Source organism: Blastomonas sp. (assembly GCF_030373265.1).
Lineage (GTDB): Bacteria > Pseudomonadota > Alphaproteobacteria > Sphingomonadales > Sphingomonadaceae > Blastomonas.
Map to the genome: position 1 here is coordinate 1 of NZ_JAUCZC010000031.1, position 22,242 is coordinate 22,242.

General features: G+C 64.7%; 23 protein-coding genes and 1 tRNA gene. 10 read left to right on the forward strand and 14 right to left on the reverse strand.

The window, feature by feature from the left end:
• Both QUV11_RS14965 and QUV11_RS14970 read left to right on the forward strand, forming a co-directional pair.
• A partial coding sequence (locus QUV11_RS14965; RefSeq protein ID WP_300883698.1) for an AAA family ATPase occupies nucleotides 1-1,064 on the forward strand: 1,064 nt, incomplete at its 5' end.
• Nucleotides 1,065-1,277: 213 nt separating this feature from the next.
• Nucleotides 1,278-1,679 carry a thioesterase family protein gene (locus QUV11_RS14970; protein ID WP_300883699.1) on the forward strand — a complete coding sequence of 134 codons (402 nt, stop codon included), beginning with the start codon at nucleotides 1,278-1,280 and terminating at the stop codon, nucleotides 1,677-1,679.
• A gap of 13 nt (nucleotides 1,680-1,692) precedes the next feature.
• On the opposite strand, the gene QUV11_RS14975 is transcribed toward QUV11_RS14970, so the two are convergent.
• From QUV11_RS14975 to QUV11_RS15000, 6 genes are all read right to left on the reverse strand, one after another.
• The gene (locus QUV11_RS14975; RefSeq protein ID WP_300883700.1) at nucleotides 1,693-1,998 is read right to left on the reverse strand and encodes a hypothetical protein; all 306 of its coding nucleotides are present in this window, start codon (nucleotides 1,996-1,998) and stop codon (nucleotides 1,693-1,695) included.
• Nucleotides 1,999-2,061: 63 nt separating this feature from the next.
• A complete protein-coding gene (locus QUV11_RS14980) occupies nucleotides 2,062-4,002 on the reverse strand; it encodes a S9 family peptidase (protein WP_300883701.1) in 1,941 nt (646 codons plus the stop codon).
• A 34-nt stretch (nucleotides 4,003-4,036) separates the two neighbouring features.
• A complete protein-coding gene (accC, locus tag QUV11_RS14985) occupies nucleotides 4,037-5,404 on the reverse strand; it encodes an acetyl-CoA carboxylase biotin carboxylase subunit (RefSeq protein WP_300883702.1) in 1,368 nt (455 codons plus the stop codon).
• Between the two features lie 7 nt (nucleotides 5,405-5,411).
• Nucleotides 5,412-5,870, reverse strand: coding sequence for an acetyl-CoA carboxylase biotin carboxyl carrier protein (accB, locus tag QUV11_RS14990; RefSeq protein ID WP_300883703.1), 459 nt, complete (start codon nucleotides 5,868-5,870; stop codon nucleotides 5,412-5,414).
• A gap of 167 nt (nucleotides 5,871-6,037) precedes the next feature.
• Complete coding sequence (aroQ, locus tag QUV11_RS14995) at nucleotides 6,038-6,478, reverse strand: type II 3-dehydroquinate dehydratase (RefSeq protein ID WP_300883704.1); 441 nt, start codon at nucleotides 6,476-6,478, stop codon at nucleotides 6,038-6,040.
• Between the two features lie 64 nt (nucleotides 6,479-6,542).
• A complete protein-coding gene (locus tag QUV11_RS15000) occupies nucleotides 6,543-7,742 on the reverse strand; it encodes an FAD-dependent monooxygenase (protein WP_300883705.1) in 1,200 nt (399 codons plus the stop codon).
• A gap of 104 nt (nucleotides 7,743-7,846) precedes the next feature.
• Here QUV11_RS15000 and QUV11_RS15005 point away from each other — a divergent pair, with 104 nt between their 5' ends.
• Complete coding sequence (locus tag QUV11_RS15005; protein ID WP_300883706.1) at nucleotides 7,847-8,452, forward strand: DUF6445 family protein; 606 nt, start codon at nucleotides 7,847-7,849, stop codon at nucleotides 8,450-8,452.
• Between the two features lie 9 nt (nucleotides 8,453-8,461).
• Here the strand turns inward: QUV11_RS15005 and QUV11_RS15010 are convergent, their stop codons facing one another.
• A complete protein-coding gene (locus QUV11_RS15010) occupies nucleotides 8,462-8,617 on the reverse strand; it encodes a hypothetical protein (protein WP_300883707.1) in 156 nt (51 codons plus the stop codon).
• 140 nt (nucleotides 8,618-8,757) lie between these two features.
• On the opposite strand from QUV11_RS15010, the gene QUV11_RS15015 reads away from it, so the two are divergent.
• Nucleotides 8,758-8,832 (forward strand) — tRNA-Thr (locus QUV11_RS15015).
• 29 nt (nucleotides 8,833-8,861) lie between these two features.
• Here QUV11_RS15015 and QUV11_RS15020 read toward each other — a convergent pair.
• On the reverse strand, nucleotides 8,862-9,182 hold the full coding sequence (locus QUV11_RS15020) for a GNAT family N-acetyltransferase (protein ID WP_300883708.1): 321 nt from the start codon (nucleotides 9,180-9,182) through the stop codon (nucleotides 8,862-8,864).
• A gap of 286 nt (nucleotides 9,183-9,468) precedes the next feature.
• Here QUV11_RS15020 and infC point away from each other — a divergent pair, with 286 nt between their 5' ends.
• Nucleotides 9,469-9,981: a translation initiation factor IF-3 gene (gene infC / locus QUV11_RS15025; protein ID WP_300883709.1), complete on the forward strand. Its 513-nt coding sequence runs from the start codon at nucleotides 9,469-9,471 to the stop codon at nucleotides 9,979-9,981.
• Nucleotides 9,982-10,012: 31 nt separating this feature from the next.
• On the opposite strand, the gene QUV11_RS15030 is transcribed toward infC, so the two are convergent.
• Nucleotides 10,013-11,542: a hypothetical protein gene (locus tag QUV11_RS15030; protein WP_300883710.1), complete on the reverse strand. Its 1,530-nt coding sequence runs from the start codon at nucleotides 11,540-11,542 to the stop codon at nucleotides 10,013-10,015.
• A gap of 196 nt (nucleotides 11,543-11,738) precedes the next feature.
• Nucleotides 11,739-13,160, reverse strand: a complete 1,422-nt coding sequence (locus QUV11_RS15035) for a DUF4139 domain-containing protein (RefSeq protein WP_300883711.1) — start codon at nucleotides 13,158-13,160, stop codon at nucleotides 11,739-11,741.
• A 107-nt stretch (nucleotides 13,161-13,267) separates the two neighbouring features.
• Here QUV11_RS15035 and xth point away from each other — a divergent pair, with 107 nt between their 5' ends.
• Nucleotides 13,268-14,041 carry an exodeoxyribonuclease III gene (gene xth / locus QUV11_RS15040; RefSeq protein ID WP_300883733.1) on the forward strand — a complete coding sequence of 258 codons (774 nt, stop codon included), beginning with the start codon at nucleotides 13,268-13,270 and terminating at the stop codon, nucleotides 14,039-14,041.
• Here the strand turns inward: xth and QUV11_RS15045 are convergent.
• Nucleotides 14,038-14,421, reverse strand: a complete 384-nt coding sequence (locus QUV11_RS15045) for a VOC family protein (RefSeq protein WP_300883712.1) — start codon at nucleotides 14,419-14,421, stop codon at nucleotides 14,038-14,040. The two genes, xth and QUV11_RS15045, sit on opposite strands and share 4 nt — an antisense overlap.
• Nucleotides 14,422-14,525: 104 nt before the next feature.
• Between QUV11_RS15045 and soxR the strand changes: the two genes are divergently transcribed.
• Entirely contained in the window at nucleotides 14,526-14,993 is a 468-nt protein-coding gene (gene soxR, locus QUV11_RS15050; protein WP_300883713.1) for a redox-sensitive transcriptional activator SoxR, read from the forward strand.
• A 12-nt stretch (nucleotides 14,994-15,005) separates the two neighbouring features.
• Here soxR and QUV11_RS15055 read toward each other — a convergent pair whose 3' ends face one another.
• A complete protein-coding gene (locus QUV11_RS15055) occupies nucleotides 15,006-15,218 on the reverse strand; it encodes a hypothetical protein (protein WP_300883714.1) in 213 nt (70 codons plus the stop codon).
• A 191-nt stretch (nucleotides 15,219-15,409) separates the two neighbouring features.
• On the opposite strand from QUV11_RS15055, the gene QUV11_RS15060 reads away from it, so the two are divergent.
• Complete coding sequence (locus QUV11_RS15060; protein ID WP_300883715.1) at nucleotides 15,410-15,679, forward strand: hypothetical protein; 270 nt, start codon at nucleotides 15,410-15,412, stop codon at nucleotides 15,677-15,679.
• On the opposite strand, the gene QUV11_RS15065 is transcribed toward QUV11_RS15060, so the two are convergent.
• Nucleotides 15,676-18,423 (reverse strand): [protein-PII] uridylyltransferase, encoded by a 2,748-nt coding sequence (locus tag QUV11_RS15065; RefSeq protein WP_300883716.1) that lies wholly within the window; start codon nucleotides 18,421-18,423, stop codon nucleotides 15,676-15,678. The two genes, QUV11_RS15060 and QUV11_RS15065, sit on opposite strands and share 4 nt — an antisense overlap.
• Nucleotides 18,424-18,448: 25 nt before the next feature.
• On the reverse strand, nucleotides 18,449-20,167 hold the full coding sequence (locus tag QUV11_RS15070; protein WP_300883717.1) for a class I adenylate-forming enzyme family protein: 1,719 nt from the start codon (nucleotides 20,165-20,167) through the stop codon (nucleotides 18,449-18,451).
• Nucleotides 20,168-20,260: 93 nt separating this feature from the next.
• Between QUV11_RS15070 and lgt the strand changes: the two genes are divergently transcribed.
• Both lgt and QUV11_RS15080 read left to right on the forward strand, forming a co-directional pair.
• The gene (lgt, locus tag QUV11_RS15075; RefSeq protein ID WP_300883718.1) at nucleotides 20,261-21,139 is read left to right on the forward strand and encodes a prolipoprotein diacylglyceryl transferase; all 879 of its coding nucleotides are present in this window, start codon (nucleotides 20,261-20,263) and stop codon (nucleotides 21,137-21,139) included.
• Between the two features lie 3 nt (nucleotides 21,140-21,142).
• A complete protein-coding gene (locus QUV11_RS15080) occupies nucleotides 21,143-22,234 on the forward strand; it encodes an SAM-dependent methyltransferase (protein WP_300883719.1) in 1,092 nt (363 codons plus the stop codon).
• Nucleotides 22,235-22,242: the final 8 nt, after the last annotated feature.

Sequence of the window (22,242 nt, forward strand, 5' to 3'; positions counted from 1 at the left end):
AGCGGCGCAAGATCATCACCGCGCGCGAGATCGAAAGCGTGATCGCGACGATGGCGCGCATCCCGCCCAAATCGGTGTCGAAGGACGACAAGAAGGTGCTCGAGCATCTCGACCGTGACCTCAAGCGCGTCGTGTTCGGCCAGAACAAGGCGATCGAGGTGCTGTCGAGCGCGATCAAGCTCAGCCGCGCGGGCCTGCGTGATCCCGACAAGCCGATCGGCAACTATCTGTTCTCCGGCCCGACCGGCGTCGGCAAGACCGAGGTCGCGCGTCAGCTCGCCAGCATCATGGGCATCCCGCTGCAGCGCTTCGACATGTCGGAGTATATGGAGCGGCACTCGGTTTCGCGTCTCATCGGCGCGCCTCCGGGCTATGTCGGCTATGATCAGGGCGGTCTGCTCACTGATGCGATCGACCAGCAGCCGCATTGCGTGCTGTTGCTCGACGAGATCGAGAAGGCGCACCCCGATCTGTTCAACATCCTGCTGCAGGTGATGGACAACGGCAAGCTGACCGACCACCACGGCAAGACGGTCGACTTCCGCAACGTCGTACTGATCATGACCACCAATGCCGGGGCCGCCGACATGGCGCGCGAAGGCATCGGCTTTGGCGATGTCAGCAAGGAAGACGCGTCGGACGAGGCGGTGAAGAAGATGTTCACCCCCGAATTCCGCAACCGTCTGGATGCGGTGGTGCCGTTCGCCTATCTCGGCACCGAGGTCGTCGCGCGCGTGGTCGACAAGTTCATCCTCCAGCTCGAACTGCAGCTGGCCGAACAGAACGTCCACATCCGCCTCGACCAGGCAGCCCGCGACTGGCTGTGCGAGAAGGGCTATGATCGCCTGTACGGGGCGCGCCCGATGGCGCGGCTTATCCAGGAGAAGATCAAGCAGCCGCTGGCCGAGGAACTGCTGTTCGGCAAACTGGTGCAGGGCGGCGAGGTCAACGTCCATATGAAGGACGGCGCGATGGCGTTCGAGATCGTCCCCGCGCCGCCCAAGGCGCCCAAGGCGAGAAAACCGCGCGCGGCCAAGAAGGCCAGCGACACCAAGGCGGATTGAGATTAAGGCCCGGTCAGCATAAGCAGACCGGGCCTTTTTCTTTAAACATCGCGCTCCCCCCTCCGTCTGTCCCGAGCCCTTCGGCTGGCTGGCAAGCCAGCCGCTCAGGGTAAACTAAAGTCGAGGGACGCTTGCGCGACCGTCCGCGATCACGCCCCTCGACTTCGCTCGGGAACTCGGAGAGGTTTGTTTTTTTACCTTGGGCCACTCACCATGAACACCTTCTCCCGCACCTTTACCGCCGAGCCGCAGCACATCGACGAGCTCGGCCATGTCAACAATGCCGTCTGGGTGCAGTGGCTGCAGGAGCTGTCGGTGGCGCACTGGCAGGCCGCGGCGGACCCGGTGCATGTCGATGCGTATTTCTGGGTGATCGTCCGCCACGAGATCGATTATCGCGGCAACATCAAGCTGGGCGAGCAGGCCGTGGGCCGCACCTGGGTACCCGGAAGTCCCAAAGGTGCGCGCTTTGCCCGGCACGCGGTGTTTGCCGATGCGAACGGCAGGGATATTGTCAGCGCGATCTCGACATGGGCGATGCTCGACAAGGTCACCGGGCGCCCGGCGCGGGTGACCGGCGACATCGTCGCCGCGTTTCAGGACCCAGCAGGATAAACGCGAGAAGCGTTTACGCCATTTCCACCGCGAACAGGGTGTTGCCCTGGTAGCGGTCCTCGGCGGGGTTGAACACCGGTTGCGGATCGAACAGCCGGTCGGTCAGCGCAAGCTCACCCAGGCCGTCGAGCTTGAACGCGCCCACCTTGATCTCGCGCGGGGGCTTGCCGTCGCGCTCCAGCGTCACGCCATCCAGATACAGCTGGTCGTGGCGCGTATAGAGAATGTGCGGCGCTAGCCGGATGCGGGTGCGGTTGTAGGTTGCTTCAAGGCATTTGCGCAAAGCGATCGCCTCAAGCACGGTCTTGTTGATATCCATCCGGTCAATATGATCAATGCCTGCCCGGGTTTCAATCGATTTTTGTGCAGTGCAGCATTCTGCCTACTTCGCGGTTTCGCCCTTGAGATGGGTATCGAACCACGCGACAGTCCGGCGCAGCGAATCGAGCCGGTTCTCGCGCCGGTCGAAACCATGGCCTTCCTGCGGATAATACACCGTCTCGACGATGTTGCCCTTGGCCTTGAGCAGATCGTTGACCTCCTGCGCCTGGCCGCGCGGCACGCGGATGTCGTTTTCCCCCTGGATGGTGAGCAGCGGCGCCTTGGCGGCATTGAGATAGGTCAGCGGCGAGGAGGCCTTGTAGACATCGGGATTCTCGTCAGGCGTGCCCAGCAAACCGCGCTGATAGGCTTTCAGCCGCTCGTCCTGGTCGCGGTACATCGTGTTCCAGTTGATGATCCCGAACCACTGCACCGCAGCGGCGAACTCGTCGGGGGTGCGGCCGATCGCCATCAGCGTCATGAACCCGCCATACGACCCGCCGAAGATGCCGACCTTGGCCTTGTCGACATAGCCGGTGCTGACCAGGAACTGCTTGGCTGCGACCGTGTCCTTGAGGTCGCCGCCGCCCAGATCCTTGTAGTTGGCGTTCTGGAAGGCATCGCCATAGCCGGTCGATCCGCGGAAATTGGGGGCGATCACGATGTAGCCGCGGCTGGCAAAGGCAGCGGCGTACTGGCTGAAGCCGTCCTGCGTCGCCGATGTCGGCCCGCCGTGCGGAAGCACGATCGCGGGGTTGGAGCCGTCGCGCTTGAGGTTGAACGGCATCGTCACCACCGCGCTGACCAATGTGCCGTCGAAGCTCTTGTAGGTCACGACGCTCGATTTGGGCAGGACGGCGGGCGTCAGGCTGGCCATCGCCAATTGGGTCGCTGGGCGCGCCGTGCTGGCGGCGAGATCGACAAGATACAGGTTGGTTGGCGAATCCGCACCCGAGCGGGTTGTCAGCAGCATCCGGCCATCGGGCGACAACGGCTGCGCGCCCGCAAGGTTGTTGACGCCCGGGTCGAGCGGCAGCGCCGTCTGCTGCATGCTGGCCAGATCGACGCGGTACAGCGTCGAGCGGGTATCGGCGTTGGTCCGCGCGATCAGCGTCTTGCCGTCATCGACGAACGCGCCGGCCAGCTGCTCCCACGGCGTCGGCTTGAGCCACTTCCAGCTCTTGTCCGATACCTGGTAGACGCCGGCGTGGTCCTGGCCGGTGTCCTTGTTGGTCGACACCGCGATCAGGCTGCCGTCTGCGGTCGCATCGGCGGCCTCGTAGCGCACGTCCTTGCCGCCGAGCAGCTTGATCGCCTTGCCATCGGCAATGGCGACCTTCCACACCTCGCCCTCGCGGCTGTCGACCCGGATGCGGTTGGCGATGATCGCCTTGCCGTTGTCGACAAACGCGACCGGACCCCAATTGAACTGCGGGTCCTTCTCGGCGGTGAGGTTGCGGACCTTGCCATCGGGACCCATCACCGCGAGGTTGGATTGGCCTTCGGACTTGAGCTTGGTCGAAAGCGCGATGAGATCGCTCTGCGCGCTGGTCAGCATGTCGCTTTCGGCGATGTCGGGGGTCTGCGTCAGCCGTTCGACCGAACCGCCGCCGGTCGGCACGCGGTAGATATCGGCATATTCGTTACCGCCGACGTCTTCCTCGAAATACACCCATTGGCCATCGCGCGAGGCGACAAGGCCCGACTGGACCTCGTCCGACTGGGTGATCTGCACCGGCCAGCTGCCATCGGTATCGGTGCGCCAGATGTTGAAGCGACCGGTAATGTTGGTCGAGACGAACACCTGCTTGCCGTCCGCGCTCCACGTCACGCCTGCAAGGCTACGCGTGGTGCCGATATCGTCGAGCGGTACCGGCCGGGCATCTGGGTTGGCGGGGGAGGCTAGGCTGGCGGGGTCGGTCACCGGCCGGTCGGGCGTCGCCACCTGCGCGGCCAGAGGGACGGTGAACCCGAGCAGCAGTATCGCAGACCAACGCATCATCACCGTTCCCCCTATGTCAGCCCGCCAAGGCCGCCTATTTCTGTTCGGCTTCCTGCGCATCGAGCTGCGCCAGCCACTCTTCCAGCCATTTGATGGTATAATCGCCCGACAGGAAATCGTCCTGCTTGAGCAGCTCCTGATGCAGCGGGATCGTCGTCTTGACGCCCTGGATCACGAACTCCTCGAGCGCGCGCTTGAGCCGCATGATGCAGCCCTGGCGGGTGCGCCCATAGACGATGACCTTGGCGATCATGCTGTCGTAATAAGGCGGGATGCGGTAGCCGGCGTACAGCCCGCTGTCGACGCGCACATGCATGCCGCCGGGCGGGTGGTAATAGCTGACCAGGCCGGGCGAGGGGGCGAAGGTGCGCGGGTCCTCGGCGTTGATCCGGCATTCGATCGCGTGGCCGCGAAACTCTATCTCGTCCTGCTTGACCGAGAGCGGATGTCCTTCGGCGATACGGATCTGTTCGCGCACCAGATCGACCCCGGTGATCGCCTCGGTCACCGGATGCTCGACCTGCAGCCGGGTGTTCATCTCGATGAAGTAGAACTCGCCGTTTTCCCAAAGGAACTCGATCGTGCCCGCGCCGCGATAGCCCATATCGGCCATCGCCTTGCACACCACGCCGCCCATGCGTTCGCGCTCTTCTGCCGTGATCACCGGCGAGGGGGCTTCCTCGAGCACCTTCTGGTGGCGGCGCTGCAGCGAACAGTCGCGTTCGCCTAGATGGATCGCGTTGCCCTTGCCGTCGCCGAACACCTGAAACTCGATATGGCGCGGATTACCGAGGTACTTTTCCATATAGACGGTGTCGTCGCCGAACGCCGACTTGGCTTCGTTGCCCGCCTGCTGCATCAGCGTTTCGAGCTGGTCCTCGGATGGGACCACCTTCATGCCGCGACCGCCGCCGCCCGATGCCGCCTTGATCAGCACCGGATAGCCGATCGAGGCCGCGATGATCTTGGCTTCGTGGACGTCCTTGATCGCGCCGTCGGAGCCGGGGACCAGCGGCATGCCGAGCGCGCCTGCGGTGCGCTTGGCCTCGACCTTGTCGCCCATCGTGCGGATATGCTCGGGCTTGGGGCCGATCCAGATGATCTTGTGCGCCTCGACGATCTCGGCGAACTTGGCGTTTTCCGAGAGGAAGCCGTATCCCGGATGGATCGCATCGGCCTGGCTGATCTCCGCCGCCGAGATGATGTTGGCGATGTTGAGATAGCTCTGCCCGGCAGGCGGCGGGCCGATGCACACCGCCTCGTCGGCCAGCCGCACGTGCATCGCATCGGCATCGGCGGTGGAGTGCACCGCCACCGTCTTGATGCCCATTTCATGCGCGGCGCGGTGAATGCGCAGCGCGATTTCGCCGCGATTGGCGATCAGGATTTTCTTGATGGCCATGGGAATGTTACTCGATGACGACCAGCGGCTGGTCGAACTCGACCGGCTGCCCGTCCTCGACCAGGATCGCGGTAACCTTGCCCGCGCGTTCGGCGGTGATCGGGTTCATCACCTTCATCGCCTCGATGATCAGCAGCGGATCGCCGATCTTGACGCTCGCGCCGACGCTGATGAACGGGGCCGCGCCGGGTTCGGGGGCCAGATAGGTGGTGCCGACCATCGGCGATTTGACGGCATTGGCCATCGACGGCGCAGCAGGCTCTGCGGGCGCAGCAGCGGCAGGCGCGCTCGCCGGAGCAGCAGCGGGCGCAGGCGCGGGAGCGACGGCAACGCTTGCCACCGGTGCGGCGCTGATCGTGCGCGCGACACGGATCTTGCGATCGCCGTCTTCGACCTCGATTTCGCTCAGCCCGGTTTCGCCCAGCAGTTCTGCCAGTTCGCGTACCAGTTTGCTGTCAATGTTCATGCCGCCTCCCTGTTTAGCATTGCCGCTTTTGCTGCTTGGTGATGCCATTGTCTTGTCCTGCGCCCTTGTGGTTCTGGTTCGCGGATGCCTTTAGTTCAGCACCTCGCGCAAATTCGATAGTTTAGACCTATGCCCGCGGCGTGCCCGAAAACACAACCGCAAACTGGTTATAGCAAGGCTGCGGCCTCCAGCGCCAATAGATAGGACGCTGCGCCGAAGCCAGAAATCGTGCCTTTCGCCGCCCTGCCGACCCACGAAACATGGCGGAAATCCTCGCGCGCATGCGGGTTCGACAGGTGGACCTCGATCACCGGCGTGGTGATCGACCGGATCGCGTCGTACAGCGCGATCGATGTGTGGGTGAAGGCGCCCGCGTTGAGCAGCACCGCCTTGGCTCCGCTCGCCTGCGCCTCGTGCAGCCAGTCGATCAGATGGCCTTCGTGGTTCGACTGGCGCATGTCGATGGCGAGGTCCAGCGCCTGCGCGCGGTCTTCGAGCCGGTCGGCGATGTCGTCGAGCGTATCGGCGCCATAGATCTCGGGCTCGCGCAGGCCCAGCAGGTTGAGATTGGGTCCGTTAAGGACGAATATCGTCGGTTGGTCGGCCATGCTTTCTCCGCCATGCTTTCCCCGGTGTCCGGCGTGCGCCGCGCTTATGCGGGAAAGCCAGGCACTAGGCAAGGTCACGGCGGTTCGAGGGCACCGGGCCGCCGCCATACAGCCAGTCCCAGCGCGCCATCACGGCATCGGGACGCGCAGAGGCAGCGCGGCCCAAGGGCAGCCGCATGGCGAGCGTCGCCAGCGGGTTGCCCTCGTGGAAATCGACGCCATTGGCGCGCGCGTTGGCCTGCACCCGGGCGGTGCGCGGCTGGCGGAGCGCGAAGAAGCGGGCGAGCGCTGCGTCAATCGTCGCATCGTCCGCCGCCATCGGCAGCAGTCTGGCGAGCATATAGCCATCCTCGACCCCCATCGCCGCGCCCTGCGCCAGGAACGGCAGCATCGGATGGCAGGCATCGCCGATCAGCACCGTGCGGCCCTTGTGCCAGGCGCGCATCGGCTTGCGGTCGTGCAGCGCCCAGCGCAGCGGGGCTTCGGCGCGGGCCAGCAACCGGGTGATCGCATCCCATCCCGAAAATTCGGCGCGCAGCCTTTCGGGATCGCCGGGCAGGTTCCAGCCCTCCTCGCGCCAGTCCGACTGTTCGGTGACGCCAACGAAATTCACGAGGTTCGGCCGCACCCGATAGGTTACCGCATGACGGCGTGGCCCCAGCCAGGCGCCCACGCCGGCAGGTGGCGCTGCGGGATCGGTCTTGTCCACCGCGACCAGCGCGCGCCACGCGACATGCCCCGTGAAGCGCGGGGTCTCAGGTCCGAACAACGCGGTGCGGACGCGCGAATGGATGCCGTCGGCGCCGATGATCAGGTCGGCCGAGAGCGTCTGCCCGTCCGCCGTCACCACCTGCGCCGCCGCGGAATCGATCTGTTCGACAGCACAGCCGGTGACAAGCGCGCCGGGCTGTGTCGCCTCGAGCGCAGAAGCCAGGACCGCGACCAGATCGGCGCGGTGCAGCGTGACATAGCGCGCACCCCAGCGCCGCAGCGCTGCGTCGCCCAGTGGAACTTTCAGGATTTCGCGCGCGCTGCGGCCATCGCGCAGCGTGATCGCCTGCGGGCGTTGCCCTGCCGCGATCACCTGCTCGGCGACGCCCAGCTGGCCGAGCACCCGCATCGCATTGGGGCCAAGCTGCAGCCCGGCACCCACCTCGTGCAGGCCATCGGCGCGCTCCAGCAAGCGCACCTCATGGCCCATGCGCACCAGCGCCAACGCGGCGGCCAGTCCGGATATGCCTGCCCCGATGATCAGGATGCGCATGAAAAGGGGCCCGTCGCCTGCATGGATGCTGTGTAACGCAGCGATCCGCGAGCGCAACCATCGTCCCTTTCGCGCAGGCGCCTCACCCGCTATGCCCGGATCGTATGTTACCCTCGCTCCTGATCGTGGACGACTTTCTCGCCGATCCGCTCAATGCGCGCACCGCCGCGCTGGCGCTGGATTACGATCCCGCGACTCGTCACGGCAATTATCCAGGCACGCTTTCAGGCGCACCGCTGCCGGTCACGGGGCTCGAAGAGACGGTCTCGCGAATCATCGGCGTGCCGGTCAGGCCGCAACCCGGGACCAGCCATGGCCATTGCCGGCTGACGCTCAAGGGCGATCGCGGGGTCAGTGGCGTGCATATCGATCCGTGCTTCTATTCGGGCATCCTCTATCTCAGCCGCAATGAGGACGCGCGCGGCGGCACCGATTTCTTCCGCCACAAGCGCACAGGCCTCGAAAAAGTGCCGACCGATCCGCTGGGCCTGGCGCAGGCCGGCTATGCCGATGTCAATGCGCTGGTGGAAGATGTGGTCAACCGCGACACGGTGCACGCGGCGCGCTGGGAGCGGGTGATGCGGGTGCCGATGCGGTTCAACCGCCTGATCCTGTTCAGCCCGTGGCTGTTCCACAATTCGGCCGATGGCTTCGGCGCCACCGCCGACACCGGGCGGCTCGTCCACCTGCAGTTTTTTGCGCGCGGCTGACGGAAAAATTTATTCGTCGGCAGTATCGGTCGCGCGCGCCTGGGCCTTGCGCCGCTTGAGGTTGGCGCGCAGATTCGCGGCCAGTCGCGCCTTGCGTGCCTCGTCGGCGCGCGGTGCAGGCTGAGCCGGGCGCTGGCTCTTTGGTGGGGAAGGCGTATCGGACATGGCCAGCTCGGCTTAACGCGACAGTCTGCGATTTGGCAAGGCTTGCGAGGGTTGACAAAGCTTTGGCGCCTGCGCATAGGCGCAGGCCTTGCGAGCGGGCAGGCATCTGCCCCGCATCGCTGCCGTCCGCGAAATGGTGTGCTGCTGTAGCTCAGTGGTAGAGCGCATCCTTGGTAAGGCTGAGGTCGGGAGTTCAATCCTCCCCAGCAGCACCATTTCGCCGGCGACGGATTTTTCTGTCAGCTCAGTCCGCCAGAACGTCGCTCCACTCGGGGTGGCGCTTGAACGCGGTGACGACGTAGCTGCAGCGCGGCACGATGGTCCAGTGGTCCGCGCGCGCCTTGGCGATCAGCGCGTCGACCAGCCGGGCAGCAATCCCTTGGCCACGCATCGAATCGGGCACATAGGTGTGATCGGCCACCACGCGCGTCGCGCCAGAACTGGCGCTGGCATTGGCATAGGTGAGTTCCGCCTGGGCGCCCTGCGCCTGATAAAGGAAGCGGCCGCCCGATGATGTGGTTTCATGGGTGATCGCGCTGGCGGTGTCGGCGTGTGTCTGTGTCATTCCGGTCTCCGTTCGGCCCCCGCACAAGCAGTCGATATGGGGTCGTTCGCCATGCGGAACAAGCATCGCTGCGAGTCGCGATCTATGGCGCACCGGCCCGCACCGGCTCTCCAAACGACAGGGATCGTTGCGACTTTGCAACGCTGGTACCAATATCTGCGGCATTTGCGGCACGAACAGCGCATCAGCCCCTTTATCTATTGAGCAACTTGGCTTATATGGCGCGCTCAAGAAACCATCAGGAGAATTCGCTATACGTCCGCCAGCCCCCCGTCGCGGCCTCACCATGCCACTGAAATCCGGCCCGCGCTTCAATCAGTTCATACAGTCGCCCCAGGTTCGGGTGATCGATGAGAATGGCGAAAATGTAGGCGTATTGCGTACCGAAGAAGCGATAGAGCGCGCAGCCGCCGTTGGGCTGGACCTGGTCGAGGTTTCCCCCAACGCAGAGCCGCCGGTCGCCAAGTTCCTCGACGTCGGCAAGTACAAGTACGAGGCCCAGAAAAAGGCCAATGCCGCGCGCAAGAATCAGAAGACGCAGGAAATCAAAGAGATCAAGATGCGTCCGAACATCGATGACCATGACTATATGGTCAAGATGAAGAAGGTTCATTCGTTCATCGACGAGGGCGACAAGGTCAAGATGACATTGCGCTTCCGTGGCCGCGAACTTTCGCACCAGCAGCTCGGCATGGCCCTGCTCCAGCGGGTGCAGGAAGACGTCAAGGAAGTCGCCAAGGTCGAAGCCTATCCGCGCATGGAAGGCCGCCAGATGCTGATGGTGCTGGCACCCAAATAAGGGCGCGCTGGCCCCTCAATAAGGGCGCCGCTTAGCGATATTTGCTGCGCGATTCGTAAGTCAGCTTTACACGTTCATTGGCTGGTATAGTGACCAGCCAGACGTGCTTGCCATCCTTGCGGATCGTGCGGCCGCTGGCCTTGCGCAGATCGACATCGGCGAGTCCTGCCAGATCGATCTCGGCGGTGACCGGCCCGGGATTGGCGTTGGTCAACTCCAGCCTATAGCCATCCCAGCCGCTCTTCGATGTCCCCTGCGTGCGCATCGAGGCCAACTGCACCGCGTTGCTCTGGCCGATGGTGAACTTCACCTCCTGCCCCACCGCATAATCGCGCATCCGGCCCTGGCCGATCAACAGGCCGTTGTCGCCTGCGCCGTCGAACACCGCGATCCGGCCCGAGGGCAGCGGCAGGCCCAAGCCCGTCGCGGTCTTGTTGTCCATGCGGACCTCGATCTGCAATGGCCCGGGTTCTTCGCCAGAACCGTCCGCACTCCCGCGATAAACCAGCCGCGCAGGCACGTTCTGCTTGCCCAAAAGCTTCACCTGCTTCTGCCCCTTGGCCGCGACGGTCGAGCGGAAGGGGACCCGGTAGAGCTTGAGGTCGCCCAACGCCTCGAGCTCCGCCTCGACCTTGCGAGAAGCCGTGACCATGATGGCGTCTGCCGATTCGGCACGCATAGCGGAAGGGGCCATCATCATCGGTGGCGGCGGAGGTGGCGGCGGCGGCGGCTCGAATATGCCCCGCGCGGTGCTGCCGCGCGGCCAGCACTGGATATAGAGCGGCGTCGCCTGCGGCTTGTCGGCGATCGCTCGCATCGGCTGGCGGATGTTGAGCGTGCCCGCGATCACCAGCAGTTCGGCATCGGCAAAGCTCTCGGCATTGCCGTTGGCGAGCGTCAGCCATGAGAACAGGTCGAGAGAGGTGCCGTCCGCGCCGAGCTTGACGACATAATCGGCGTTCCAGTCGAAACCGGCGGCAAGATAGGTCAGTGTCACCTCGGCGGTCGCGGCCTGAGGCGAGACGGTGTCGACCGACAGCACCGGGGTGGCGAACAGTCCGCCGGGCAGGTTCTCGTAGATGATCTTTTCGGGCAGGCCGGAGCACTGCAGCGCCTCGACGCCGGCTTCGGTCTCGACCACCAGCGCGCCTTGCGACCCGCTGCGGATCACTGCATCGCGCTCGGTGACGGCACCGGTGGCGGGATCGGTGCGGCGCAGCGTCACGCGGTTGCCCAATGTGCCATCGACCAGCGAACCTGGCGAAAGCAGCTTCTTGTCGCGATTCTGCTCGATGATCCCACCGGGCAGCCCGCGGATCACGGCGGACACCGCAACCATGCCCTCGGCGACACCGGCGAAGCGGATGGTCGCCGGGCCTGCGGGGACGGTAATACGGCGGGTTTCGGTGACCACCGCAAAGCCGTTGAGGAAGTTGAGGTTCATCCCGCCACCATTGCCGCGAGCTGGGTCGCGATAGATCGTGACCTGAACCGAATCGGGTTTGGGGGAGATGATTTCCGGGCGGGTCTGGGTGTGGGCGGGGGAGATGAGCGCCGCCATCAGGGCCAAGACTCCAAGCACCCCTATCCCGCACTCCCGAGCCCTTCGACGCCGCCTGTCGGCGTCGCTCAGGATAAACTTCAGCCTCAGGCTGAAGTCGAGGGACGCGCGCGTGAACGGTGGCGCAAGGTCCCTCGACTTCGCTCGGGAACTCGGGAGAGGGGTAAGGCGCATCAATTCAGCCCTGTTCTTCCCCTCAATACCTGGTCTCAAAAGTCGCAGTCACCTCCGCGCTGCCATTGGCAGGCACCGGCACCGCCCACACCACTGCGTTGCTGTTCCTGCGCTCGCTCTTCAGGCTCTCGGTCACGATCCGCGTATCGGTCCAGCCGAAGTCGAGCCCCGACTGCATCAGGTCGACGCTGACCGCGCCATCGCGCGCGTTGGTCAGCTCGTACCGCATGCTGGTCTGCCAGCGGGTGCTCGACAGCCGCTTGCGCTCGACCACGGTGGTCTTGACCTTGACGTCGAACGCCTCGCCGGTCTTGAGCGCGAGCGCGCTGCCCATCGGGGTGTGGTCGATCGCGTTCTCGCCGATGAACTGCGGCGATCCGCGCTGGTCGCGCTGGTAGAAGCGCACTGCGCCAGCGGGGAGGGCATCGCCGAGCCCGCCAGTGGCGCTCGAGCTGAACTTGACCACGGTGTCGGCGCTCGCCGGTTCGGTGATGCTGGCCAGCCAGCCAACGCGGTATTCATAGGCGCGCGATGCGGGCACGCCCTGCACGTCGAGGAAATTGATCTGCTTGGTCTGCTTGTCAGCGATCGTCGTCCGGCCGACGGGGTAGAGATAGAAATCGCCGAGGCGCTCGCGGTTGGCGGTCTCGGTCCCGGCGCTGCGGATATTCCGACCCCCACCTCTTTGGGCACCTCCGCCAAAGCCCGATGCGCCCTGCGGATTGCCCGCGACGAGCAGCGTATCGGCGTTGCGATAGGTGGTGCCCGAGCTGTTCGACAGCGTCACCCAGCCCTGCACGTCGACGCTGCCCTTGGCCTCATCGAACAGCGCGACATAGTCCGCCGACCAGCCGAGGCCTCCGGTCAGATACCGGATCGCGGCATCGCGGGTGCCCGCCCGCTGGCTGTCGAGCGTGATCGAGAGGGTGGGGCGCGCGCGCAGATTGTCGGGCACCTTGTCGAAGATCGCGCGCACCGGCAGGCCGTCGTCGCGCAGCACCTCGATGCGGCTGCCGATCTGCACGACGACGCCCTGGTTGACCGAAAGCACCTTGGCGCGCTCGCGCGTTTCCGCGCCGGTCGCCGGGTTGGTGCGGACGAGCGTGATCGTCTCGCCCACCGCCTTTTCCATCAATTTGCCGGGGGTGAGCAGGTCGTAGTCGAAGTTCTGTTCGACGATCGTTGCGCCATCGGCGGCGAAGGAGACGGTCTCGGGCTGGATCTGCGCCGAGACATCGGGGAATTCGATGCGGCTGGTGCCGCTGGCGATGTTGAGCCTGCGGATGTCCTGCACCAGCGAGGTGCCGCCGTTATAGACGGTGACCGAGACGTTGCCTTGCGTGCTGGGGCCATCCGGCAGGCTTGCGTCCTGCGCCAGCGCGGGGGTGAGGGAAATCAGGCTGGTCAGGGCCGCTCCCATCCAGAAACGTGACGAACGGCGCATAATGACCTCCCCAAACGTGTCGATTGATCGTGGCTTAGGCGCGCCGAAATGAACAGGGGCTAAATCGCTGGGCAAGCGTGCATCGCGCCGATATGAAGGCGGCCATGCTGCGTATCGCCTCCTACAACATCAACGGTATCAAGGCGCGTCTGCCGCGCCTGCTCGAATGGCTCGACGAGACCCGGCCCGCGATCGCCTGCCTGCAGGAGATCAAGACGCAGGACGAGGGCTTCCCCGCCGCCGAGTTCGAGAAGCTCGGCTATGGCGCGATCTGGCACGGGCAGAAGGGTTTCAACGGGGTCGCCATCCTGGCGCGCGATGCGCAGCCGGTCGAAGTGCGCCGCGGACTCGAGGGTGAAGCCGAGGATGAGCATTCGCGCTATCTCGAGGCCGATGTCCACGGGGTGCGCGTAGCATCCATCTACCTGCCCAACGGCAATCCGCAGCCGGGCCCCAAGTTCGACTACAAGCTCCGCTGGATGGAGCGCCTGCGCAAACGCGCCGCCGAGATCATGGCCGAAGAGGTGCCTGCGGTGCTCGCGGGCGACTACAATGTGATCCCGCGCGACAACGACACCTATTCGGTGCGCGCGATGGCATCGGATGCGCTGATGCAGCCCGAAAGCCGCGCCGCGTATCGCCGCATCCTCGCCGATGGCTGGACCGATGCGATCGGCACGTTGCGTCCGGCGGGCGGGGTGTGGACCTATTGGGACTATCAGGCCGGCGCCTGGCAGCGCGACCACGGCTTTCGCATCGATCACCTGCTGCTCAGCCCGCAGGCCGCCGACCGGCTGAGGGCGATCGGCGTCGACAAGGATCACCGTGGCCGCGAAAAGGCCAGCGACCACGCCCCGACTTGGGTGGAACTGACCGTCTAGCCTGTGTAGCTCACCACCTCGAATTCAATCCCGTTATCGTCGAAGAAATAGAACCGGCGTCCGGGCGCATAGTCGCCGTGGCTGAACGGCTCCAGCCCGGCAGCGATCACGCGCGCCTCGACAGCGTCCAGATCGTCGACGGTAATGCCGACATGGTTCATCGGCACACCTTTGGCGAACGGCGTTTTGCCAAGAAGCTCGGCGGGTGGCGAATAGAGCGCGACATAACTGTCGGCTGTTCCCACATGCACCGTGCGGCCAACGCTCATCGCCGGACCCTGCCACCGGATGTTCCATCCAAAAAGGTCGTGCATCAGGCGTGCGGACGCATCGCAATCGCGCACGGACAGGTTCACATGTTCGAGAACAGCTTGGTCCATTATCATCATCTTCCTCCTCGCAAATGCCCGTCAGGGGCTGCTGATTGCGATTCGTACGACCTCAAGTTAAGTTGAGGTCAAACGCTTTTTGCAGGAGGGGGGCGATGGCCCGGACGACGCTGCTGGCTATCGGCGATCTTGCCCGGCGCACCGGGCTGTCGGTATCCGCAATCCGCTTCTACGAGGCGCGCGGACTGGTGCATCCGATGCGCAACGGCGCGGGGCAGCGCCGCTTTGCGCGGTCGGATATTCGGCGGCTGTCGTTCATCCTGATCGCCCAGCAGATCGGACTGACGCTGGAGGAGATCATCGCCGAGCTTGCGCGCCTGCCCGAGGGGCGCGCACCCGATCCCAGCGACTGGCAGGCGATCAGCCGCAGCTTCCGGGCACGGCTCGATCGCCAGATCGCCGCGCTCGAACGGACCCGCGATCGGCTCGACGGCTGCATCGGGTGCGGCTGCCTGTCGCTCAATGTCTGCGCGCTCTACAACCCGGACGACCGCGCCGCGGCGCGGGGTTCGGGCCCGCGCTATGTGCTGGGTGGAACCGACGAACCGGGCGCGCTGGTCTGATAAGGGGGCAATTCAGTCCTTGGGTTCGGGAACCTTGGGGCCTTCTTCAGGGTGGACCGAAGCGCCGGTCCACCGGCCATCCTCGACCACCGCGGTGCCGGTCACGTTGCGCGAATCCTTGGGGGTCAGGCCGCCGTCGTCATGAGTCTGTGCAGGCTTAGGCGGCTTTGTCTCGTCGGCGTTCTTGCCGGGGTGGTTGGGGTCGTTCCTGCCGGTATCGGTCATCGGGCATCTCCTTGACGGCAGCCGCTCGATCGACTGCGCGTATCCAAGACTACCGCCCCGGGGCGCGAATAGTTCCCGGCATGGCAAGCGGGCACCTCGACTGGCGACGTCTGCACCAGCCTGGGGCAGTGTCCGCGCGATGCACGACTGACCCGATTGGCAGCGCCGCAAAAGCTGGGTAGGAATGCGTCATGCCAACCGTCATCATCTTCCTGTGCGGCATCGCCAATTTCGCGCTTCACAAGGCGACGATGGAATCGGATCACCCGATGGCGCTGCAGATGCGCGCCGCGTTCAGCCGGTTCATGGGCGGCTATGGCAGCTATCTGCTCGAGTTCCTGATCCTGCTGTCGGCCTTGACCTTCGCTGCGATGGGCTGGGCGATCGCCTTGCCCGCTTATGTGGTCTACACCGCGATGAATGCGCTGGCCGGCTGGGCCATCCTGACCGGCAGGATCTAGGCCGCAGCGGCCTGTTCCGGCTGCTCGGCAGCGGCGGCGAGCAATCGCTTTTCCAGCGTCCTGAGCCGCGACTTGCTGTCGATCTTGTCGCCCAGCAGATCGGTCACATAAAAGGTGTCGACCGCACGCTCGCCATAGGTGGCGACATGCGCCGAATGGACGATGCACTTGAGGTCGAACAGCGCAAACGCCAGCCGGTTGAGCAGCGCCGGCCGATCGAAGGCGTTGACCTCGATCACGGTGAACCGGTTCGACGCCTTGTTGTCGACCAGCACGACGGGCGCGATATTGAACGCTTCGGTGCGCGGGCGCGCGGTGGGCCGGGCGATCAGCCGCGGGGTCAGCGCGACCCGGTTGGCCAGCGCATCGCCGATCGCGCTCTTCAGCCGCGCGATCTGGCTTTCTTCCATGAACGGCCGGCACAGCGGATCCTGCACCAGGAAGTTGTCGAGTGCCATGCCGTCGCGCCGCGTGTGGATCCGCGCGTCGATGATGTTGCCGCCCGCCAGATGAATTCCGCCGGCGATGCGATAGAACAGCCCGGGATGGTCGGCTGCGCTCACCGTCACCAATGTCGCGCCGCGCGCGGGGTAGAATTCCGCCGAGACGGTGAGCGGTTCGGTGTCATGCGCATCGATCAGCCGCATGTTCTGGACGATGATGTCCTCGGGCTCGGCGATCCAATAGGCATCGTCGAGCTTGCGCGCGATCTGGGTGAAGCGGCCCTCGTCGATCCCGACCATGGCGCGCACCGCATCCTGCTTGGCAAGCACGCGTTCGCGCCGTCCATGCTGCTTGTGGCCCAGCCGCAGCAGCTCCTCGGTGGATTCGAACAGATTGCCCAGCAACTGCCGTTTCCAGCTGTTCCAGATGCCCGGACCCACCGCGCGGATATCGACCACGGTCAGCACGAGCAATAACTTCAGGCGCTCTGGGCTCTGCACCATCGCGGCGAAATCGGCGATGGTCTTGTAGTCGGTGAGATCGCGTTTGAACGCGGTGGCGGACATCAGCAGGTGATAGCGCACCAGCCAGGCGACCTGCTCGGTCTCCGCCTCGCTGAGCCCCAGCCGCGGGCACAGCTTCATCGCGACTTCTGCGCCGAGCACGCTGTGATCGCCGCGCCTGCCCTTGGCGATGTCGTGCAGCAACGTCGCGACGAACAGCACCCGCCGGCTGATCAGCTTTTGCATCACGTCATAGGCGAGCGGATGATCGTCCTTGAGCTCGCCCGATTCGATCCGCGCGAGCAGGCCGATCGCACGGATCGAATGCTCGTCCACCGTATAATGGTGGTACATGTCGAACTGCATCTGCGCGACGACGCGGCCGAAATCGGGAACGAAGCGGCCGAACACCATCGCCTCGTTCATCCAGCGCAGCACCAGTTCGGGATCGCGCGGGCTGCACAGCACATCCATGAACAGCGCATTGGCGCGCGGGTCGGCGCGGACATGCCGGTCGATCAGCCCGGAATCCATGCTCGCCTGCCGCATCGCACTGGGGTGGATCTCGACCTTGTGCTTGTCGGCCAGATGAAAGATCTCGATCAGCCGCACCGGGTCTTCGCGGAAGAAATCCGGCTGAGGCAGCGCGAGCCGTCCGCGGTCGAGCACGAAGCCCGAGAGCTTGCGCGGACGGCGGCGCAGGATCGCCGGAATGTAGCGCCGGTCGCGCGCGGCAAACTGGTCGTCGAGCTGCGCCAGGAACACCCCGGTCAGGTCGCCGACGCGTTTGGCGTTCAGGAAGAAGTACTGCATGAACCGCTCGACCGCCGATTTGCCCGGCCGGTCGGCAAAGCGCATGCGGCTGGCCACCTCGCGCTGCAGGTCGAAGGTCAGCCGGTCCTCGGCGCGTCCGGTGATATCGTGCAGATGGCACCGCACCGCCCACAGGAAGTTGGCCGAGCGCCGGAAACCGCGAAACTCGGTCATCGTCAGCAGCCCGGCATCAACCAGCTCGGCGGCCGAGCGCACCTGGTGGATATACTTGCCGATCCAGTAGAGCGTGTGCAGATCGCGCAGACCGCCCTTGCCGTCCTTGACATTGGGTTCGACGACATAGCGGCTGTCGCCCATCTTCTTGTGGCGGGCGTCGCGCTCTTCGAGCTTCTGCGAGACGAAGTCGCGTGCAGTGCCGGTGACGACCTCTTTCCAGAAGCGCACCGATGCCTCGCGATAGATATCCTGGTCGCCCCAAACATAGCGCCCCTCGAGCAGGGCGGTGCGGATGGTGAGGTCGCCCTTGGCCTGGCGCACCATCTCGTCGATCGACCGGCTGGAATGGCCGACCTTGAGCCCGAGATCCCAGAGGATGTAGAGCACCGCCTCGATCGCCTGCTCGGTCCAGCTGTTCTTCTTCATCGGGGTGAGGAAGGCGATATCGACATCGCTGTGCGGGGCCATCTCGCCGCGGCCATAACCGCCGACCGCCGCAATACAGAAATGCTCGCCCATGCTCTGGTTGGCGACCGGATACTGGTATCGCACGACATAGTCGTGGATCAGCCGGACGATCTGATCGATCAGGAAGGATTGCGCGCCTGCGCATTCATGCCCGCCCGCCGGATTGGCGACCAGCCGCGTCGCAATCTCCGCTCGCCCCGCCGCCAGCGCGTCGCGCAGCAGAGTCACGACTTCGGCACGCGCCTTGTCACCCAGATCATCCGCAAGCGCGGCGATCTGGGTGTCCAGCGCACGCCGATCGATGATCGCGCGCTGATTGGCTACCGTGGTCACTGGCATAAGCGAAGCAGGGGTCGGTTAAGGGTCAGCTGCTGGCTCCCGCCTGGGCTTTCGCCTGGGCCTGATAGGTCTTGCGCAGGCCGACCTTGTCGATCTTCGCTGTCCCCAATCTAGGGAGCGCCTGGGTGCTTTGCCAGAGCATCGCGGGAATCTTGAACTGGGCGAGCTGGCCGGACAGGAAATCGGTCAGTTCGGCATCGGTGAGCGAGGCGCCGTCGCGGACCACATACACCGCGCCGACGATCTCGCCGAACCGCTCATCGGGGATGCCGAAGACGCTGGCTTCCGAAATATCGGGATGCGCATAGATCGCGGCCTCCACCTCGACGCAGCTGATGTTCTCGCCACCGCGGATGATGATGTCCTTCTTGCGGTCGACGATGAACAGATAACCTTCGGGATCGATATAGCCCAGGTCCCCGGTGCGGAAATAGCCATCGGGCATGATCGCGGCGCGAGTAGCCGCCTCGTTGTTCCAATAGCCCAGGAAATTGGCGACCGATCGGATCGCGACTTCGCCGACATCGCCCGAAGGCATCGGCTGGCCGTCGTCGTCGAGAATGGCAAGATCGACCAGCGGCCGTGACGCCTGACCGGTGCTGTCGGGCTTGGCCATGTAATTCTCGTTGAAGTTACCGCAGCCCACGCCGTTGGTTTCGGTCAGGCCATAGCCCAGGATCGGGAAGGCCCAGTCCATGGAATCCTTGATCCGCTTGACGTGTTCGACCGGGCGGGGCGCGCCGCCCGCGGCAAAGGTGACGCAGGTGGTGAGGTCGTACTTGTCGCGGCTGGGGTGCGAGGCGATTTCATAGCTCATCAGTGGCACACCAACGAAATAGCTGATCTTTTCGCGCTCGATCAGCCGCATCGCCTCTTCGGCATCCCATTTGGACATGAGGACAAGCTTGCGTCCGATGACGAAGCTCTGCAGCAGCACCGGCACTTCGGCGGTCACGTGAAACAGCGGCACGTTGAGCAAGGTAGCCGGCTGGCCCTGCGGCGGCTTGCCCTGGCGGGTGACGATGTTCAGCGCCATCAGCGTCTGCGCGACATAGCTGAAGGTGCCCTGCACCACGCCGCGATGGTCCGAATAGGCGCCCTTGGACTGGCCGGTGGAGCCAGAGGTGAACAGGATGGTGGCGAGGTCATCACCGGTGAGTTCGGGCAGTTCGGTGGCGGGGTCGCCGCCGGCGGCAAGGATCGAGGCCAGGCCGGTTTCGGGCGGTCCATCGTGGCTGAAAGTGATGACCCGTGCATCGCCGATATTGCCGCATTCACCGATCCGCCGGGCGCATCGATCATCGGCCAGCACCAGCTTGCACCCCACATCGGTAATCCCGGCGCACAGTTCGGGTCCTTGCCACCAGCCGTTGAGCAGGGTGGCGACGCCGCCTGCCATCAGCACGCCCATATAGGCGATGATCCAGTTGGCGGAGTTGCGCGCGGCAATGCCAACGCGGTCGCCCTTGGCGATGCCATGGCCCGCGATCAGCGTGGCGGCGACCTGGCGCGCGGCGGCATAGCTTTGGCCATAGGTCAGCCGGGTGTCGCCATCGACCAGAAATTCGGTATCAGCATGCTGCATGCAGAAATACGCAAAGAACTGCGACAGCGCGGGCGGGGCCGATGCGATCATCGGCAGTTTCTGGCCGTATTTCTCGAATTGCGTCAAAGGCAGCATGCCTCCGTCGCCGGTCAGCGCCTGGATCGCCTCGTCCATCATCTGGTCCAGCTCGGTTGCCATCGAAATCTCTCCTCTTTCGCTTGGAGCGCTCAGCCCTTATGGCGTTTTCTTACGTTCTGGCCTTATGGACAGTAAAACCCGTGGGGAAAAGCCTTGATCCTGCCAATTTCTGCGCTCGCCGGTAACATCGCGGCGGCCGTAACGTCCGCTCCGATCCGCTTCGAGGAGCTGGGGCTGTCACCGGTCGCGCTCAGCATCGGGTCGTTTCAGCTCAAATGGTACAGCCTTGCGTATCTGGTCGGCATTTTGCTGGGGTATTGGTATATGGGCCGTCTGCTGAGGCAGCCCGGTGCGCCGATGGCGCAGCGCCATGCCGATGACCTGATGCTCTATTCAACACTGGGGATCATCCTGGGTGGACGCCTGGGTTACGTCTTGTTCTACCGCCCGGATCTGTTCGAAACCCCGCTCGAGGTGTTCAAGGTATGGGAAGGCGGCATGTCCTTCCACGGCGGGCTGCTCGGGGTGATGCTGGCGATCGGCTATCTCGTCTGGCGCAACAAGCTGAGCTATCTGCGCGTCGGCGATTATGTCGCGTGCGTGGTGCCGTTCGGGCTGCTGTTCGGCAGGCTCGCCAATTTCGTCAACGCCGAATTGTGGGGCCGCCCGACCGATGTCGCCTGGGCGGTGATCTTCCCGACCGATCCTTCAGGCCTGCCGCGCCACCCCAGCCAGCTGTACGAGGCGGGGCTGGAAGGCCTTTTGCTGGCGATCGTCTTGGCGGTGCTGTTCTGGAAAACCGATGTCCGCCACCGCCCCGGCTTTCTGGGCGGGGTGTTTCTGGCGGGCTATGGCGCAAGCCGGTTCTTCGTCGAATATTTCCGCAACCCTGACCAGCACCTGATCGAGTTCGCGCAGCGCACAGGCATGAGCATGGGCCAGTGGCTCACCGTACCGATGATCCTGATCGGCCTGTATCTGATGATCAGTTCGCGCAATCGCGTGGCAAAGCCGCTTCCCGCTACGGCCTGATCCGTGACTTCGCCTGACGATATCGGCCCCGACGAAAGGGAACCCGAAGACGCGGGGCTCGAGGCGATCTTCCGGCGGCTGATCGGCGCGACCGGGCCGATCAGCGTCGCGCATTACATGGCCGAGGCCAACGCGCATTATTACAACCGCGCCGATCCGCTGGGCGCGGCGGGCGATTTCATCACCGCGCCCGAGATCAGCCAGATGTTCGGCGAGATGGTCGGGCTGTGGCTGGCCGACCAGTGGCAGCGCGCGGGCAAGCCGGCGCTGTGCCACTATGTTGAATTCGGGCCCGGTCGCGGCACGCTGGCCAGCGATGCGCTGCGCGCGGGCGAACAGTTCGGCTTTCGCCCCAAGGTGCACCTGATCGAAGGCAGCAGCCGGTTGCGGCAGATGCAGAAGATGCTGATCCCGCAGGCGACCTGGCATGACGGGCTGGACAGCGTTCCGCGCGAAGGGCCGCTGCTGATCGTTGCCAACGAATTTCTCGACGCGCTGCCGGTGCGCCAGGTGGTTCGCGCAGAGCAGGGCTGGCGCGAGCGGGTAGTGGTGCACAATGGCGAGCGGTTCATGGCGGTGGCAGGCGCGCGGCCGATGGACACCGCGGTCCCGGCGGCGATGGCCGAGAGCGAGGTGGGTACCATTCTGGAAAGCTGCCCGGCGGCCAGCGGCATGGCTTTCGAGATCGCCACCCGGCTGAAGGCGCAGAGCGGAGCCGCTTTGTTCATCGATTACGGTTACAGCGCGCCGCAGACCGGCAGCACGCTGCAGGCGGTGCGCGCGCATCAGAAGGTCGATCCGTTCGTCGACCCCGGCCTGGCCGATCTCACCGCTCTGGTCGATTTTGCGCAATTGAAGCAGATCGCCCTCGCTGGCGATGTCGATTGCTTGGGACCAGTGGGGCAGGGCGACTGGCTGATGGCTTTGGGCATTGCAGAACGCGCCGCGACGCTGGCGCGCACCCAGCCATCGCAGGCGCAAGCGCTGATGACCGCGCTCGACCGGCTGGTCTCGCCCGACCAGATGGGGACGCTGTTCAAGGTGCTTGCCTATCGTGGCCCAGGCTGGCCGCAGGGTGAGGGGTTTGGCGGTTAACGCCACCT